General features: G+C 73.2%; 15 protein-coding genes and 1 pseudogene. 7 read left to right on the forward strand and 9 right to left on the reverse strand.

The features are described from left to right. On the forward strand, positions 1-304 hold a 304-nt coding region (locus B9S61_RS31660), incomplete at its 5' end, for a transposase (RefSeq protein WP_146065006.1). Here B9S61_RS31660 and B9S61_RS31665 read toward each other — a convergent pair. From B9S61_RS31665 to B9S61_RS31680, 4 genes are all read right to left on the reverse strand, one after another. Beyond that, positions 225-1,112, reverse strand: a complete 888-nt coding sequence (locus B9S61_RS31665; RefSeq protein WP_103545272.1) for an SDR family NAD(P)-dependent oxidoreductase — start codon at positions 1,110-1,112, stop codon at positions 225-227. The genes B9S61_RS31660 and B9S61_RS31665 overlap by 80 nt on opposite strands. Positions 1,113-1,162: 50 nt before the next feature. Further along, the gene (locus tag B9S61_RS31670; protein ID WP_103545273.1) at positions 1,163-2,077 is read right to left on the reverse strand and encodes an SDR family oxidoreductase; all 915 of its coding nucleotides are present in this window, start codon (positions 2,075-2,077) and stop codon (positions 1,163-1,165) included. Positions 2,078-2,178: 101 nt separating this feature from the next. Then, on the reverse strand, positions 2,179-2,808 hold the full coding sequence (locus B9S61_RS31675) for an MBL fold metallo-hydrolase (protein WP_103545274.1): 630 nt from the start codon (positions 2,806-2,808) through the stop codon (positions 2,179-2,181). Then, entirely contained in the window at positions 2,808-3,896 is a 1,089-nt protein-coding gene (locus tag B9S61_RS31680) for an S-(hydroxymethyl)mycothiol dehydrogenase (protein WP_103545275.1), read from the reverse strand. Before B9S61_RS31680 ends, B9S61_RS31675 begins: the two co-directional genes overlap by 1 nt. 133 nt (positions 3,897-4,029) lie before the next feature. Here B9S61_RS31680 and B9S61_RS31685 point away from each other — a divergent pair, with 133 nt between their 5' ends. The 3 genes from B9S61_RS31685 (at position 4,030) to B9S61_RS31695 (ending at position 6,900) form a co-directional block, all read left to right on the forward strand. Then, positions 4,030-5,784 carry an ABC transporter ATP-binding protein gene (locus B9S61_RS31685; protein ID WP_103545276.1) on the forward strand — a complete coding sequence of 585 codons (1,755 nt, stop codon included), beginning with the start codon at positions 4,030-4,032 and terminating at the stop codon, positions 5,782-5,784. A 172-nt stretch (positions 5,785-5,956) separates the two neighbouring features. After that, positions 5,957-6,322, forward strand: coding sequence for a nuclear transport factor 2 family protein (locus B9S61_RS31690; RefSeq protein ID WP_103545277.1), 366 nt, complete (start codon positions 5,957-5,959; stop codon positions 6,320-6,322). A gap of 203 nt (positions 6,323-6,525) precedes the next feature. Next, the gene (locus B9S61_RS31695) at positions 6,526-6,900 is read left to right on the forward strand and encodes a hypothetical protein (protein ID WP_103545278.1); all 375 of its coding nucleotides are present in this window, start codon (positions 6,526-6,528) and stop codon (positions 6,898-6,900) included. Here B9S61_RS31695 and B9S61_RS31700 read toward each other — a convergent pair. Then, positions 6,866-7,570 (reverse strand): TetR/AcrR family transcriptional regulator, encoded by a 705-nt coding sequence (locus B9S61_RS31700; RefSeq protein WP_103545279.1) that lies wholly within the window; start codon positions 7,568-7,570, stop codon positions 6,866-6,868. The genes B9S61_RS31695 and B9S61_RS31700 overlap by 35 nt on opposite strands. Before the next feature lie 191 nt (positions 7,571-7,761). On the opposite strand from B9S61_RS31700, the gene B9S61_RS31705 reads away from it, so the two are divergent. Together B9S61_RS31705 and B9S61_RS42820 are read left to right on the forward strand one after the other, a co-directional pair. Continuing rightward, entirely contained in the window at positions 7,762-9,024 is a 1,263-nt protein-coding gene (locus tag B9S61_RS31705; protein WP_103545280.1) for a YncE family protein, read from the forward strand. Positions 9,025-9,194: 170 nt separating this feature from the next. Then, positions 9,195-9,377, forward strand: a pseudogene (locus tag B9S61_RS42820) (XshC-Cox1 family protein); the annotation flags it as partial. 98 nt (positions 9,378-9,475) lie between these two features. Here B9S61_RS42820 and B9S61_RS31715 read toward each other — a convergent pair. The 4 genes from B9S61_RS31715 to B9S61_RS31730 form a co-directional block, all read right to left on the reverse strand. Next, positions 9,476-9,976 carry a metallophosphoesterase gene (locus B9S61_RS31715; RefSeq protein ID WP_103545281.1) on the reverse strand — a complete coding sequence of 167 codons (501 nt, stop codon included), beginning with the start codon at positions 9,974-9,976 and terminating at the stop codon, positions 9,476-9,478. Positions 9,977-10,048: 72 nt separating this feature from the next. After that, positions 10,049-10,234 (reverse strand): hypothetical protein, encoded by a 186-nt coding sequence (locus B9S61_RS31720; RefSeq protein WP_103545282.1) that lies wholly within the window; start codon positions 10,232-10,234, stop codon positions 10,049-10,051. Positions 10,235-10,370: 136 nt separating this feature from the next. Then, the gene (locus tag B9S61_RS31725; RefSeq protein ID WP_103545283.1) at positions 10,371-10,790 is read right to left on the reverse strand and encodes a CBS domain-containing protein; all 420 of its coding nucleotides are present in this window, start codon (positions 10,788-10,790) and stop codon (positions 10,371-10,373) included. 182 nt (positions 10,791-10,972) lie between these two features. Further along, positions 10,973-13,414: a SpoIIE family protein phosphatase gene (locus B9S61_RS31730; RefSeq protein WP_103545284.1), complete on the reverse strand. Its 2,442-nt coding sequence runs from the start codon at positions 13,412-13,414 to the stop codon at positions 10,973-10,975. 367 nt (positions 13,415-13,781) lie between these two features. Between B9S61_RS31730 and B9S61_RS31735 the strand changes: the two genes are divergently transcribed. After that, positions 13,782-15,935: a SpoIIE family protein phosphatase gene (locus B9S61_RS31735; protein WP_103545285.1), complete on the forward strand. Its 2,154-nt coding sequence runs from the start codon at positions 13,782-13,784 to the stop codon at positions 15,933-15,935. Positions 15,936-16,370 lie beyond the last annotated feature (435 nt).

Consider the following 16,370-nt stretch of genomic DNA (forward strand, 5'->3'; position numbering starts at 1 on the left):
CCTCGCCTCCTACGCCGGACTGGCCCCCACCACGAAGCAGTCGGGCACCTCCATCCACGGCGAACACGCACCCCGAGGCGGCAACCGGCAACTCAAACGGGCGATGTTCCTGTCCGCCTTCGCCTGCATGAACGCCGACCCCGCCTCCCGCACCTACTACGACAAGCAACGAGCACGCGGCAAGACCCACACCCAAGCCCTCCTCCGCCTCGCCCGCCAGCGCATCAGCGTCCTGTTCGCCATGCTCCGCGACGGCACCTTCTACGAACCCCGGACACCGAAAGACGTCGAGCTCGCCGCATAACCCCAGCAACACCGAACCACCCCAAACCCGACAAGGGTGCCTTGACGAAGGACATAGAGGCACCCCCCCCGTCGACGACCAGCGTGGTCCCGGTGATCCAGGATGCGTCGCGGGAGGCCAGGAAGGTGACGGCGGCCGCGATGTCCTCGGGCTCGCCGACACGGCCCAGTGGGTAGACCCGCCGGAGCGCCTCGAGGTCGTCGTCCCTGCCGTCCCAGGCGCGGGTGCGGACGGTCCCCGGTGCGACGAGGTTGACCCGGACACCGCGCGGGGCCGCGTGTCCGGTGAGGGTGCGGGTGAGGGAGATCAGGCCCGCCTTGGCCGCGCTGTAGGCGTGATTGCCGAAGTCCTGCAGGCCGTTGGCGGATCCGACGTTCACGATGGCGCCCCGGCCGGAGGCGGCGAGGTGCGGGAGTGCGGCGCGGCAGCAGCGGTAGGCGCCGGTGAGGGTGACGTCGAGGTCCGCGGCCCACTCCTCGTCCGCCTCGTCCTCGAAGCGGGACGCGTCCGGTGTGCAGTGGGCGGCGTTGTTGACCAGTACGTCGAGCGAACCGAAGGCGCTCACCGCGTGCGCCACGGCCGCCTCGACCGAGGCCCGGTCCGTCACGTCGCAGGCGAACGCCTCGGCGGCGAGTCCTCGCCCCCGCCGTGCCGACGCCGTCCTCCGCGCCGCGTCCGGGTCCGCGTCGGCCACCAGGACCCGCGCCCCCTCCTCGGCGAACCGCCGGGCGGTGGCGGCGCCGATGCCGCGTGCCGCGCCGGTGATGAGAACCCCGTATCCCTCGAAACGCCGTGTGTCCGTCGTCATGGGGTGACGGTAGCCGCCGGGCCGATCCCGACGGCAGAGGCGGGAGGGGGTCAGCGGTAGCCGGTCACGTCCGCCGGCCTGCCCGCGTCCTGGACCTCGACGATGTAGCGCCAGGCGTCGGGGCGGCTGCCGTCGAGGTCGGTGAATCCGTACTCCCGGGCGAGGCCGCCGCTGGAGAGGGAGGTGCCGTTGAAGCGGGCCACGTCCGGGTCGGCGGCGAGGGCGGTGACGGCCCGCCCCACATAGCGCGGGGTCTCGGAGATGGCGAAGTGGGGGACGTCTGCGAGGGCGTCGCGCCAGTTGTCCTCCCGCACCCCGAAGTGGTCGAGCATGATCTCCGAGCGCAGCCAGCCCGGGGTGAGGGCCACCGCCGTGGCGCCGCGCGGACCGAGCTCGTGGCCGAGCGCGAACGCCATGCGCAGGACGGAGGACTTGGCGAGGTCGTAGAAGAAGGAGAGGCGGTAGTGCTCGCCGTTGTAGTCGGCGGTGCCGTCGGTGACCTCGACGACGAGGCCGCCGGGACGGCGCAGCAGCAGCGGCAGGGCGTGGTGGCTGGTGATCGCGTGGGTCTCGACCGCGAGCCGGAGCAGGCGCAGGCCCTTGTCCAGGTCGTGCTCCCAGACGGGCGCTTCCCAGTCGAAGAGGTTCTCGCCGCCCCAGATGTCGTTGACGAGGACGTCCAGGCGGCCCTGCTCGTCGGCGATCCGGTCGAGCAGCGCCTTCACCCGCTCCGGCTCCAGGTGGTCGGTGGGCACCGCGATGCCCCGTCCGCCGGCCTCGGTGACCAGGTCGGCGGTGTCCTCGATGGTCTCGGGGCGGTCGTACTCGGAGCGGCGGGCGCGGGTGCTCCGGCCCGTGACGTACACGGTCGCGCCCGCCGCTCCGAGTTCCACGGCGATGCCCCGTCCGGCCCCCCGGGTCGCCCCGGCCACCAGCGCGACCTTGTCCTTCAACTGCTCCGACATGTACGGCCTCCCGTCGTCCCTGCTCGGCTTTCGCTTCGAGGGTGACGGGTAAGCCGGACATCTTCTGTCGCCTTTTCGCGCCGGTCACCCGGGCGGCCTCCTCAGTGGCCCCGTGCGATCCATTCCTCCAGGTGCGGGGCCTCCGCGCCGATGGTGGTGGGATCGCCGTGACCGGTGAGGACCTTGGTCCCGGGCGGCAGGGTGAGCAGCCGGTCCCGGATCGAGTCGATGATCGTCGGGAAGTGGGAGAAGGAGCGGCCGGTGGCGCCGGGACCGCCCCGGAAGAGGGTGTCGCCGGTGAAGACCGCTCCGAGCCCCGGGTCGTGGAGGCAGACCGCGCCTGGCGCGTGCCCGGGGGTGTGCAGCACCGTGAGGTCGGCGCCGGCGGCCTCGATCACCTGGCCGTCGGCCAGCCAGGCGTCGGGGTCGCGGTCCGGGTGGGTCTGCTTCCACAGCCCCAGGTCGTCGGGGTGCAGCCAGATGGTGGCGCCGGTGCGCTCGGCGAGGGCGGGGGCGGCGTCGATGTGGTCGTTGTGGGCGTGGGTGCAGACGATCGCCGTCAGGCGCCGGTCCCCCACCGCCTCGGCGATGGCGTCGGCGTCGTGGGCGGCGTCGATGACGACCGCCTCGTGGTCGTCGCCGACGATCCACACGTTGTTGTCGACATCCCAGGTGCCGCCGTCGAGGCTGAACTGCCCGGAGGTGACGAGTCGTTCGATGCGGGCGGTCATCACAGCACCACCACCGAACGCAGTACGTCGCCGCGGTGCATCCGCTCGAACGCCTTCTCCACCTCGTCCAGCTGGATGGTCTCGGTGACGAACGCCCCGAGGTCCAGACGTCCCTGGAGGTGCAGGTCGATCAGCATGGGGAAGTCCCGGGAGGGCAGACAGTCCCCGTACCAGGAGGACTTGAGGGAGCCGCCGCGGCCGAAGACGTCGAGGAGCGGCAGTTCCAGCTTCATCTCCGGGGTGGGCACGCCGACCAGGACGACCGTGCCGGCCAGGTCACGGGCGTAGAAGGCCTGCCGGTAGGTCTCGGGGCGGCCGACGGCGTCGATGACGACGTCGGCGCCGAAGCCGCCGGTGAGTTCGCGGATGGCCTCGACGGGGTCGCTCTCGCGGGAGTTGACCGTGTGGGTGGCGCCCATGGAACGCGCGGTCTCGAGCTTGCGCGCGTCGATGTCGACGGCGATGATCTTCGCCGCTCCGGCGAGCCGGGCCCCGGCGACGGCCGCGTCACCGACGCCGCCGCAGCCGATGACGGCGACCGAGTCGCCCCGGCCGACGTCGCCGGTGTTGATCGCCGCGCCGATGCCGGCCATCACACCGCAGCCGAGCAGCCCGGCGACCTGGGCGGAGACGGCGGGGTCGACCTTGGTGCACTGTCCGGCGGCGACGAGGGTCTTCTCGGCGAAGGCGCCGATGCCCAGGGCCGGGGAGAGTTCCTGGCCGGTGGAGGCGAGCGTCATCCGCTGCTTCGCGTTATGGGTGTCGAAGCAGTACCAGGGGCGGCCCCGCAGGCAGGCGCGGCACTTCCCGCACACCGCACGCCAGTTGAGGATCACGAAGTCACCGGGTTCGACGTCGGTGACGCCGTCGCCGACCGACTCGACGACGCCCGCGGCCTCGTGGCCGAGCAGGAACGGGAAGTCGTCGCTGATCCCGCCCTGCTTGTAGTGCAGGTCGGTGTGGCAGACCCCGCAGGCCTGGACCCGTACGACCGCCTCGCCGGGTCCAGGGTCGGGTACGACGACCGTCTCGATCCGCACCGGCTCGTCCTTGCCGGGTGCGATCACGCCGCGTACTTCCTGGGCCATGGTGCTGCTCCTTGGTCGGCCGGTGTCCGTCACTCCGACCCTACGCGGGAAAGATCGGTGATGCCGCCCGCCGTGCGGCGGGACGGCGCCCCCGACGTAGCCTGGGGCTCCATCCGTCGCCGAGGGGGGCCACGTGACCATCACAGCCGAGGATGCGGGGCCGCCCGCCTGGCGAGCGCTGCTCGGATACGTACGACCGCACCGGTGGGCCCTGCTGGGCGGTGCCCTGCTCTCGCTGATGACCGGGGCGACGGGGCTGATGCTGCCGCTGGTGGCCCGGGAACTGATCGACGACCTCTCCGACGACCGGGGCATCGCCGGGCCGCTGCTGCTGATGTCGGCCCTGGTCGTCGCCAACGCCGTGCTGGGCGGGCTGGGTTCGTACGTGCTCCGGCGCACCGCGGAGTCGGTGGTGCTCGGGGCGCGGCGCTCGCTGTCGTCGTATCTGCTGCGGCTGCGCATCGCGGCCGTGGACCGCAGCGAGCCGGGCGATCTGATGGCCCGCATCACGTCCGACACCACGCTGCTGCGGGAGGTGACCACCGACTCGCTGGTCGGTCTCGGCACGGGCGGACTGACACTGCTCGCGACCGTGGCGCTGATGGGCTTCGTGGACCCGGTGCTGCTGGGCGTCACGCTGGGTGTGATCGCGGTCGCGGGCACACTGCTCGGCGTGATCGTGCCACGGATCAACCGGGCGTCCCGGCGGGCGCAGGACGCGGTCGGTGTGATGGGTGCCTCGCTGGAGCGGGTGCTGGGCGCGCTGCGCACGGTGAAGGCCTCGGGCGCGGAGCCCCGGGAGGAGCGCACGCTGCACGAGGCCGCGCAGGAGTCGTGGCGGCAGAGTGTGCGCGCCGCCAAGTGGTCGGCCGCGGCGGGGAACACGGCGGGGCTGGCGATGCAGATCGCGTTCATCACGGTGCTCGCGGTGGGCGGCGCGCGGGTGGCGACGGGCGCCATCGACATCGGGACGCTGGTGGCGTTCCTGCTGTTCGTGTTCTATCTGATGTCGCCGATCCAGGCGGTCGTCGGCGCGATCACGCAGTACCAGACGGGCAGCGCCGCCCTCGCCCGGATCCAGGAGGCGCTGCGGCTGCCCGCCGAACCGGCCACCGGGCCCGTCGAGTTGCCCGGGCCCGGCACGGCGCCCGCCGCGCTCACCTTCGAGGATGTCCGCTTCAGGTACGCCGACGATCTGCCGTACGTCCATCACGGCGTGACGTTCTCCGTGCCCGCGCGGGGCATGACCGCATTCGTCGGCCCGTCCGGTGCGGGCAAGACCACCGTCTTCTCCCTCATCGAGCGGTTCTACGACCCCGGCTCCGGCGTGATCACGCTGGACGGCCGGGATCTGGCCGGGTGGGAGCTGTCGCGGCTGCGGGCCGCGATCGGCTACGTGGAACAGGACGCGCCGGTGCTGTCGGGATCCCTGCGGGAGAACCTGCTGCTGGGCAGCCCCGGGGCGGACGAGGACACGGTGACACGGGTGCTGGGGACGACCCGGCTGGACGGTCTGGTGTCGAGGATGCCGGACGGTCTCGACACGCTCGTCGGGCATCGCGGCACCAAGCTGTCCGGCGGCGAGCGCCAGCGGGTCGCCATCGCCCGCGCCCTGCTGCGCCGGCCCCGGCTGCTGCTGCTCGACGAGGCCACCTCGCAGCTCGACGCGGTGAACGAGGCGGCGTTGCGCGACACCGTCGCCGACGTGGCGCGCACGACGACGGTCCTGGTGGTCGCGCACCGGCTCTCCACGGTGACGATGGCCGACCGGATCGTGGTGATGGACGCGGGCCGGGTCCGCGCCGTCGGCACGCACCGGGAGCTGGTGACCACCGATCCGCTGTACGCGGAGCTGGCGGCGACCCAGTTCCTGGCGACGGCCGGGTGACCGCGGGCGCGGCGCGTACGGGGCCTGCCTGCCCGCGGCGCGCACCAGGCTGCCCGGGGCGGCACGTACGGGGGCCCGGCTTGCCCTGTCCGCCGGGGCGGAGGAGGCTCGTACGAGAGGCCGTCTCGGCCTGCCGGAGGTCCGGGCCGCAGCCTCGGAGGAGGCGGTCATCATGACAACCGCGGCACAGTCCCGCTTCGGCACGGACACCCTGCGCCGGGGCATCGAGGCGGACACCTCGGCGAACCTGGTCACGCTCTACGCGGACGACGCGGAGCTGCGCGTCGTCGACCGCGACAGCCGGCCCAGCCATCCCAAGGTCCTGCACGGCCGGGACGAGATCGCCGCCATGCTCGACGACGTCTACAGCCGGGACATGACGCATTCGCTCGAGGCGTGTGTCATCCAGGGCGACCACGCGGCGTACTGCGAGAGCTGCCGGTACCCGGACGGTGTGCGGGTGCTCTCGGAGTCGATGCTCACCCTGCGGGACGGAAAGATCACCGGGCAGACGATGATCCAGGCCTGGGACGAGTAGACACGCGCAAACGGTCGGCGCCTCCGGGCGCCGTACCGGGACAGCGGGCCGGTGGCCGGTGTCCCGGGGCGGGCGGTGCGTCGCTCCGGCGGCTCCTCCACCCCGGGCGTCCGGCCATGCGGCCCGTCCGTCGGTTCGCCGTTCCGGAGGGTCACCGCCCGGACCGCTGACGGTGACCGGGCCCGGCTGGTATGACTGGGGCCATGCACGCAGACACCGCTCGGTCGGCCATCGACACGTTCGTCTCGGCGTTCAACGCGTCGGAGGACAACTATGTGACCGCTCTGCTGTCCCAGGCGCTCACCTCGGACGTGATCGTCTGGGGTCCGCTCGGCAGGAGCGAGGGGATCGAGGCGGTCGAGCGGTTCGTGCTGGACATCCGGCGGCACCCGGCGGGACCGGGCACCATGGTGCGCTGTTCCGGAGTGGACATGCCGGACGAGTGGGCCCGGTACCGGTGGGTGTTCACGACGCCCGGCGGTGGCCCGCGGCTGGCGGGCACCGATGTCGTTCATCTGCGGCGGGACCTGATCGACCAGATGATCATCTTCGCCGGGGACATCGCGCCGGCCGGCTGACGGGCGGCCCGTCCGGCTCCGGGGTCCAGCCGGGCGGGCGGAGGATGCTCAGGAGCTGACGGACCAGTTCCTCCACGACCTCGTCCAGGGTGGCCTCCACCCAGCCCGCGCTCCAGTCGTGGAGCAGACCGTTGACGCTGCCGATGAAGCCGGTCGCGGCGAGCCGGTGGTCGCGGGGCGCCGCCTCACCCCGCATAGCGGCCTCCCGGGCCTCGGCACAGATCAGCTCGACCCACTGGGCACGGCGGGCCAGGCGCTGTTCCTCCAGGCGCGGGCTGACGCCGATGATCTCGACGAACGCGATGCGGATCCGCCGCGGGTCGCCGGTGACCTCGGCGGCGTAGGCGCGGAAGACCGCGTCCGCCCGTTCGGCGACCGGGGTGTGTGCCGTACGGGCCGCCGCGGCCAGCACCGCCGCCTCCGCCCGGTCGTTGACCTGGAGGTGCAGCGCGGCGAGCACGTCCTCCAGGTTGCGGAACTCCTCGTAGAACTGACGGGTCGACAGGCCAGCGGCCTCGCTGAGGGCGGCGACGGTGGTCGACCGGTAGCCGGGGCCCGCACCGAACAGTTCGAGCGCCGCGTCGAGAAAGCGCCGGCGCCGTTCGGCTCTCCGCTCCTCGGCGGACTTCCCGGCGTAACGGCCGCTCGGGGCGTTCGGACTTCCCGGCACCGGCTGGCCCTCCCCTCCTTGTCCACACGGCCGATTTTGTCGTGTCCGCAGTCTTGTGGAGAGGGGCCACCTCTCCTTACTTTTCAGTAAGTTGACTCTGAAAGCACGTGTGTTCAGATTCCCGGGCTCCGTCTTCGGCATGCCCCACTCAGCTCGGCTCGCACCCCCCACCCGCAGAGGAGAGAGCAGCCATGCCGCTCCGCAGAACCAGGCACCTGTGCGTCCTCGCCGCCGCCCTCGCCCGGACCGTCACCGCTCCCGCCTCCGTCGCGAGCGCCGCCGACGCCGGGCAGACCTCCGCCGACGCCCTGCGCGAGGTGCTGTTCGTGGGCAACAACTGGGACGGCACCGCCGATGTCATCGAATCCGCCGGTGACTTCGAGCGGATCGGACGGATCGACGTCGTCCCCGACCGGGACGAGCGGATGGCCGAGATCAACGCCGACCCGATCCACTGGATCTACTTCATGGCCATCCGCAACAGCGTCGGGGAGGGCCACGACCAGTTCGTCGACGACATGTACTCCACCCCGGACGGCACCTCGGTGGTGGTCTCCCGGCCCAGCTTCGCCGACGTGGTCTCCCTCGACCTCGCCACCGGAGAGGTCAACTGGCGCTTCCGCGTGTCCGGTTACCGCTCCGACCACATGGCCGTCTCGCCCGACGGCAAGCGCGTCGCGGTCTCCGCCTCGACCTCCAACAAGGTGCACGTACTGGACATCGAGACCGGCGCGGAACTCGGCTCGTTCGCCACCGGCGACAAGCCGCACGAGAACGTCTTCAGCGCGGACGGCAAGCACATCTGGAACATGTCCATCGGCGAGGTGAACACCGCTCTCGACGCGACCTGGCTGGACTGGACGAAGGGCGACCGCCGCATCACGGTCGTCGACGCGACCACCTTCCGGCAGGTCGAGGTCATCGACATGCGCCAGCGGCTGGACGCCGCCGGACTGAAGGACTACTCGGACGCGGTCCGTCCGGCCGCCTTCTCCCCCGACGAGTCGAAGCTGTACTTCCAGGTCTCGTTCTTCAACGGCTTCCTCGAGTACGACGTCGCCACCGACCGGATCACCCGCACCAAGACCCTGCCGAAGAACCCCGCCACCAGCAGCGACCGCACCACCTGGGTCAACGACTCCCGCCACCACGGCATCACCATGAAGCCCGACGGCACCAAGCTCTGCGTCGCGGGCACCATGGACGACTACGCGACCGTCGTCGACCGCACCACCCTGGAAGAAGGGCCGCTGGTCACCGTGTCCAAGCCGTACTGGGCGACCGTCAGCGGCGACGGGGCGTCCTGTGTGGTCTCCGAGAGCGGCGCCGACCGGGTCACCGCGATCGACTTCGCCACCGGTGAGAAGACCGTCTCCGTGCCCGTCGGCGACCACCCGCAGCGGGTGCGTCTCGGGCAGGTGGAGGCCGGCTGGTCCGGCCCGTCGGGAAGCTGAGCGGGCCGGCCCCCGGACCCCGACCGCGCCGTCCCCGTGGACAACGGCAGGCCCGCGGCGGGCGCCCGCGACGTGCGAAGCGGGCGATCCGGCCGGGATGGCGGGGGCGGTGCGGGGAAGTCACCGGGGGAAGGAGGGCCGATCGTGCGTGACTTTCTTCCGGTGCTCGGCCGCTCGGGCTCGACCTCGGCGCCCGTACGCCCGAGGAGGTGGCGGTGTCGGTGGCCGCGGAGATCGTCGCGCTGCGCTGGGGCGGTACGGGCGCACCGCTGAGCGGCACGGAGGGAGCGGTCCATCCACGGCCGCCGAAGGGCTCGGACGAAAGGGGGTGTGAGTCCGGCGCGCCCGGGTAGTCGGCCGGTGACGCCTCCGACCGTGGGAAGGAGGTCCGTGAAAGCGCACGTACTCACAGTGCCAGGGCCGCTTCCGTCGGACGAAGCGGCCCGGCCCGTCAGCGCGGCGGCAGACGGCACAGCTCCACCTCGGTGAGCCGGCCGCCGTCGACCGTGGCGGTCATGTAGGTGTGGTGGGGCTGACGGCGGCGGTCCGTCGGAGAGCCCGGATTGAGCAGACGGAGTCCCTTGGGCGCGGTGGTGTCCCACGGGATATGACTGTGCCCGAACACCAGCACGTCCAGTTCGGGGAAGCGCGCGGCGCACCGGGCCTCCCTGCCCTGGGCGGGTCCCGTCTCGTGGATCACACCGAAGCGCAGCCCTCCGAGTCCGGCGTACGCCGTCTCGGGCAGGCGGGCGCGCAGACCTGGGCCGTCGTTGTTGCCGTACACGGCGACCAGCCTGCGGCTTCGGCTCTCCAACAGATCGAGGGTGTCGGCGTCGACCCAGTCACCCGCGTGGATCACGACGTCCGCGCGGGGGATCTCGTCGATCAGCTGATCGGGCAACCGCTTGGCGCGCAGGGGCAGATGGGTGTCGGACACGAGGAGCAGCCGCATGGGCCCCAGCCTAGGCGTGCGGTCGTGTGCCCGCCGTGTCTCCGGGGGCGGCGCGACCGGTCCGTCCTGCTGCTAGTCGTCGCCCCTGACGATGTTCTCCTCGGTCCCCGTTCCCGCGCCCGAGGGGGTGGAGGGCGTGCCGCGCTCCACGGCGGGCAGGCAGGTCCGCAGCGGGTCCTTGCCGCGTAGTCGCCGGGCTCGTGCCCAGCCGGTCTCCGGCCGACGGGTCCTGGGTATGTGGCTGATCTCCGTTGTCACGACGCATCATCTTCCTTCTGCTTGTGCAGGCCTTCGGGTCCCCGGTGCCGCGTCGGGCAAACACCCTCAGTCCGGGCGGGCACCCGTGCCGGGGGCTCGCCGGCCGGGCCGGGGGCGCCCACGGTCCCGGAGCGGATCAGGCGTTGGGCCGGGCCACGCTGATGTCGCCCAGGGCCGACTCCGGGTCGCGTTCCATGGCGGCGTCGCCCAGCGTGACGACGCCGACGGCGTGCCCCCGCTCGACGACCGGGACGCGGCGCACGGCGTGCTCGCGCATCAGCCGCACCGCGTGGTCCAGCGCGTCGTCCGGGGCCACCGTCACCAGGTCCTCGCTGCACGCGCGGGCCACGGTGGTCTCCTCGGTGTCCACTCCCTGTGCGACCGACCGCACCACCAGGTCGCGGTCGGTGACCAGCCCGCGCAGCCGGTCCCCGTCGGTGACGAGGACGGCCCCGAGGTCGCGGTCACGCATGACGCGGGCGACCTCCGCCACGGAGGTGTGCGGCCCGACCGAGACCGGTGCGGCGGTCATGATGTCGCGGACGTGCTGTGCCATGACGTATCCCTCTCGTGAGCCTTCGGGAAGCGTCACGGGTACCCGGCGGAGCCGCTTGCTCACCGGGCGCGTGCGGGCGTCCGGGAGCCGGGCGTGGGCAGGCTCGTCCAGGAGCCGGGCGTGGCAAGGCGCCCCGTGGAGGTGGCCGGTGTACCGGGGATGCCGGTGTCCCCGGCGTGTCGTCAGCCCAGGACGAACTCCGCCCACACCTGTTTGCCGCCGCTGACCGGAAGAGTGCCCCAGGTCGCCGACACGGCCTCGACCAGCAGGATGCCCCGGCCGCCGGTGGCCTCCCAGCCGATGCTGGTGGGCTTCACCGGGGTGCGGGGCGAGGAGTCGGCGACCGCGAGCCGCAGCCGGCCGCCCACCAGGGTGAGATCGAGACGGACCTGGCCGTCGGTGTGCACCAGGGCGTTGGTCACCAGTTCGGACACGGCGAGCAGCGCGGCGTCGATGTCCTCGGTCACGCCCCAGGAACGCAGGGTCCGCCGGGTGAAGCGGCGGGCGTGTCCGACCGCCTGGGGCACCCGCCACACCGTCCAGCTCTCGCGCAGCGGGCGAGAGGTCATGCCGTCGTAGCGCATCAGCAGCAGGGCGACGTCGTCGCTGCGCGGGGCCTTGCCGAGCAGGCTGTCGGCGACCGGCCCGAGACGGGCGGGGTCGGAGCCGGCCAGCTGCCGGGCGAAGCGGTCCATGCCCTCGTCGATGTCGGCCTCGTGCGACTCGACCAGACCGTCGGTGGTCAGGGCGACCACGGCGCCGGGCTGGAGCCGCAGCGGGCTCATGGGGAAGTCGCTCTGCCGGACCACCCCGAGCGGCGGACCGCCCTCGGCCTCCGCGATCTCCGTACGCCCGTCCGGGTGACGCAGCACCGGCGGCAGATGACCGGCGCGCACGCACCAGGCCAGGCCCTCCTCCATGTCCACGTCGACATAGCAGCAGGTGGCGAAGAGGTCCGTCTCCATGTCCATGAGCAGCCGGTTGGCGTGGGACACCACCACGTCCGGAGGGTGTCCCTCGACGGCGTAGGCGCGCAACGCGGTGCGCATCTGGCCCATGAGGGTGGCGGCTCCGGCGTTGTGGCCCTGGACGTCGCCGATGACGAGGGCGACGTGGTTGTCCGGCAGCGGGATCACGTCGTACCAGTCGCCGCCGAGCTCCAGTCCGGCGGTGCTGGGCAGATAGCGGGCGACGGCGACGGCGCCGGGCAGCCTGGGCAGCCGGCGGGGCAGCAGCTGGCGCTGGAGCATGCCGACCAGTTCGTGTTCGGCGTCGAAGGCGCGGGCCCGCATGAGTGCCTGGCCGGCGAGGCCGGCGGCCGCGGTGAGCAGGGCCCGCTCGTCGGCGCCGAAGTCGTGCGGGGCGTCCCAGCCGATCAGACAGGCGCCGGCCATGCGGTTGCCGGCGGGCAGGGGCAGCACGGCCAGACCGCCGGGGCCGACCTCGGCGAGGGCGGTCTCCAGCGGGGAGTTCGCCGGCCAGATACTGGCGCGGCCCTCCCGCAGGGCGGCGGCGAGGGTGGGCATGGTGCGCACGGGCGCCTCGGGCCACTCGGTGCGCCACTCCGCGCGCCACAGCTCCGGCCACGCCTCCGGCTCGGGCGGGTCCAGGACGGTGACGACGAGGCGTTCGTTCTCCAGCTCGGCCAGCGCGATGCGGTCGGCGCGCAGCGGCCGGCGCAACGCGGCCACGACGGCCTTGCCGACGTCGCGGACGGTGACGGCGGTGGCCAGTGCGGCGGCGAGCCGCTGGACGCGGGCCACGTCGGTGATGTCGGAGCGCAGCGTCGCGGCGTCGGCGACGGAACCCACGAGCCTGGCCGGGCGCCCCTCTCCACCGGGCAGCAGCCGGCCGCGCAGCCGGAGCCACTTGGGCGGTCCGGCGGGCTGGAGCACCCGGAACTCCAGTTCCCGCTCGCCGATCGACATGTGGTCGGCCTCGACGACGGACATCAGCGAGGGAAGGTCCTCCGGCACCGTCAGGGCCAGCAGGGTCTCCACCCGCCCGTCGAAGTCGCCGGGCGCGAGACCGAACAGTTCCAGGGTGCCCGGGTCGACCCGGACCCGGCCGGTGTCCATGGCGAGGCTGAAGCCACCGGGCGGCAGCTCACCGCCCTCGGTGAGCGCGAGCGGCGGGGGGAAGACGAGGGCGTCGGCGACGAGGCCGAGACAGACGCGGTCGTCGGCGCCGAAACCGCCGGGGCGCTCGCTGACCGCCAGGAGACAGCCGCCGCCCCGGCGCACGGGCAGGGCCGCCAGGTGGAAGTCCCGGCTCGGCACGCGCCTCGACTGGGCCTGCGCGGCGAGATCCTCGGGCGCCAGCCACACCGGCCGGCCGCGGTGGGCCTCGGCCACCGGGGACCGCCCCGCGGCGGGATAGCTGTCGCGCACCCCGCACAGGGTCCTCGGCATCCCGGCCGACTCCGTCAGGAAGAGCAGCTCCCCGTCCGCGCCCGGGGTGAACACGGCGGCGAACGCGGCCCCGGCGAAGACGAGAGCCTGCTCCAGGACCCTGCGCACCCGTTCGGGTGCATCCGGGTCGACCGCGATCGCCGTCAGGGCACCTTCCGCACGCAGCGTTCTCGTGCTGCGTCCCGCAGCGCCCTCACTGACCACGTTGGCCATTACAACGCTAATAGGACACCGGCGCAGCCCCTGTGCGCGTTCGGCGGCCGGACGGACTCTCTCCCTGTGCGGGTCCCGGCCGCCGGACGGGCCGCCCACACGTCCGGGTCCGGCGGCCGGACGGACTCCCCCTTCTCCGGGTCCGGCGGCCGGACAGCCTGCCCCCGTTCGCCCCGGAGACAACGGCGGCGGGCCATGGAGCCCGGGTGGAGGGGTAGCCGAAAGGTGCGCCGTGGCAGCGGGCCGGGGGCGGGCCCCGCTCCCGCCCCCCGGTGTACGGCCCGTCCCCTCACCGCCCGTCGTGCGCGACGGCCCGGCAGGGGGGAGATTGGGTCGCGGGGCGCGGCCGTGCGAGGAGGTGGTCGGCGTGTCCGAGGGACAGTCGTCCGCGCGGGCGCCGGCGGACGCCGAGACGCCGACGCAGGCGCCGGTCGGCCGCCCGCTGCTGTCGCTGACGCTGGCCGCGATGATGGATGAGGTGCACGCCCACTCGGGGGCGGTGTATCTGCTCTCGCCGGATCATCCGGTGCTGGAGATGGCGGTGATGGCCGGGCTGCCGCGCGCCTTCGCCGCCCCGTGGGAGCGGGTGGGGCTGAGCGCGCCGATCCCCGTCGCCGACGCGGTGCGCGAGCGTCGGCTGGTCTGGGTGGGCGGCGAGGAGGAGATGGCCCGCCACTACCCCCGGATCGCCATGGTGCTGCCGTATCCCTTCGCGCTGGCCGCGCTGCCGGTGGCGACCGCGGCCAGGGCCTACGGGGCGGTGTTCGTGACCTGGCCCGGCGCGCATCCGCCGGACCTGTCCGACTGGGAGCGGGATCACCTGACCGCCGCCTGCGACCGGCTGGCGGTGCGGCTGGAGCGGGCCGCCGAGCAGAGCCTGCCGCTGGCACCCGAGCCGGATCTGCTGGCCGCGCCTCTGGTGGGCGGCATGGCCGGCACGCTCGGGTCGGTGGAGGCGGCGCGGTTGGTGTCCCGGCTGCCGTACGGTCTGTGCTCGCTCGACGTGCACGGGCGGGTCGGCTTCGCCAACGCGGCCGCCACCGAACTGCTGGGCGTCCCGACGGGCCGGCTGCTCGGCGCCCAGCTGTGGGCGTCGGTGCCGTGGCTGAACGATCCCGTGTACGAGGACCGCTACCGGGCCGCGATGTTCAGCCAGCACGTCACCTCGTTCGTCGCGCTGCGTCCGCCGGGCGAGTGGCTGTCCTTCCGGCTGTATCCGAGCACGAACGGACTCAGTGTCCGGATCAGCCGGGCGCGCGGGGTCACCGAGATGCACCGCTCGGCGCCGCCGTCCGGGCGGGCGGGGACCCGGCTGGTCACCATCAGCCAGGTGCTGAGCCTGGCCGGCGCGCTGACCGAGACGGTCGGGGTGCAGGACGTCGTGCAGCTGGTCGCGGACGAGGTCGCGCCGGTGGTGGGCAGCCAGGGGCTGGTGGTCCTCGGGTCCCGGGCGGGCCGGCTGCGCGTGCTGGGGCACCGCGGGTACCCGGACCCGGGGGTCGTGGAGCGGTACGACGGTATGCCGCTGTCGGAACCGACCCCCGGCAGCCAGGTACTGCGTACGGGTGTCCCCGCGTTCTTCGAGAACCGCGCGGAGCTCGAGCGTCTCTATCCGTCGCTGGTGTACCTGTCCGAGTTCGCGGCGTGGGCGTATCTGCCGCTGATCGCCTCGGGGCGACCGGTGGGGACGTGTGTGCTGTCGTACACGGCGGCGCACCACTTCGCGACGGAGGAGCGGGCGGTGCTGACCAGTCTGGCGGGGCTGATCGCCCAGGCGCTGGAACGTGCCCTGCTCTACGACGCCAAGCACCGGCTCGCGCACGGGCTTCAGGAGGCGCTGCTGCCGCACACGCTGCCGTCGCTGCCCGGGATCGAGGCGGCGGCCCGCTACCTTCCGGCGACGCACGGAATGGAGATCGGCGGCGACTTCTACGACCTGGTGCCGACGCAGGGCATGGCGGCCGCGGTGATCGGGGACGTGCAGGGCCACAACGTGACGGCGGCCGGGCTGATGGGGCAGGTCCGCACCGCAGTGCGCGCCTACACGGCCGTGGGGCAGGAACCCGAGGAGGTCATGCGCAGCACCAACCGGCTGATGCTGGACCTGGGTTCGGAACTGTTCGCGAGTTGTCTGTATCTGCGCCTCGATCCCGCGCACGGGCGGGCCGTGATGTCACGTGCGGGTCATCCGCCGCCGCTGCTGCGCCGGCCGGACGGGCGCGTCCGGGTGCTCGATCTGGCCGGCGGCCCGCTGCTGGGGATCGACGGCTCGGCGGCCTATCCGTCGACCGAGGTGAATCTCGCCCCCGGTTCGCTGCTGGTTCTGTACACCGACGGTCTCGTGGAATCCCCCGGTACGGACTTCGAGGACGCCCTGGCCGACCTGGGCCGGCGTCTCACCGACCTGGGTGACCTGCCGCTGGACGAGCTCGCCGACGCGCTGGTCCGGCACGGCGGGGACGCGGAGGGACGCCTGGACGACATAGCGGTGCTGCTGCTCAGGGCCCTGCCGGACGACTGACACGGCCCGCCGGGGCCGGTGACACGGGGCATGCCGGGGCGGAAGCCGTGCGCCCGCGGAGAGGGGTGGCCCCGCGCAGGGAGGGGCCCGGTGTACGAGGGCCCGGTGTACGAGGGGGCCCGCCGCGCTCCGTCCGGCGCTCCCCCGCAGGCACCCGGGCATGTGACCGACGCCCCGTCGGACGGACCGACCCCTCGGCGGGGATCGCCTCATGGGGGCGGGACTCCGCGCCGCGACGGCAACGGCCCGGCTCCGTCACAGCTGGGTGGCGGGGCCGGGCCGGGGTGGTTGCCTCGGAGGTGAGGAGGGTCAGCGCGTCTGGGTCAGACCGGAGTCGTCCCCGGTGTGCTGCCCTGCTCCTGCTCCGTCACCCGCTCCGTCAACCGCGTTCTGGCCGCCGGGCTGACCGCCGCCGGCTTCCTGGCCGCCGGCCTC

This window comes from Streptomyces sp. SM1, from assembly GCF_002910825.1.
Classification (GTDB): domain Bacteria; phylum Actinomycetota; class Actinomycetes; order Streptomycetales; family Streptomycetaceae; genus Streptomyces; species Streptomyces okerensis.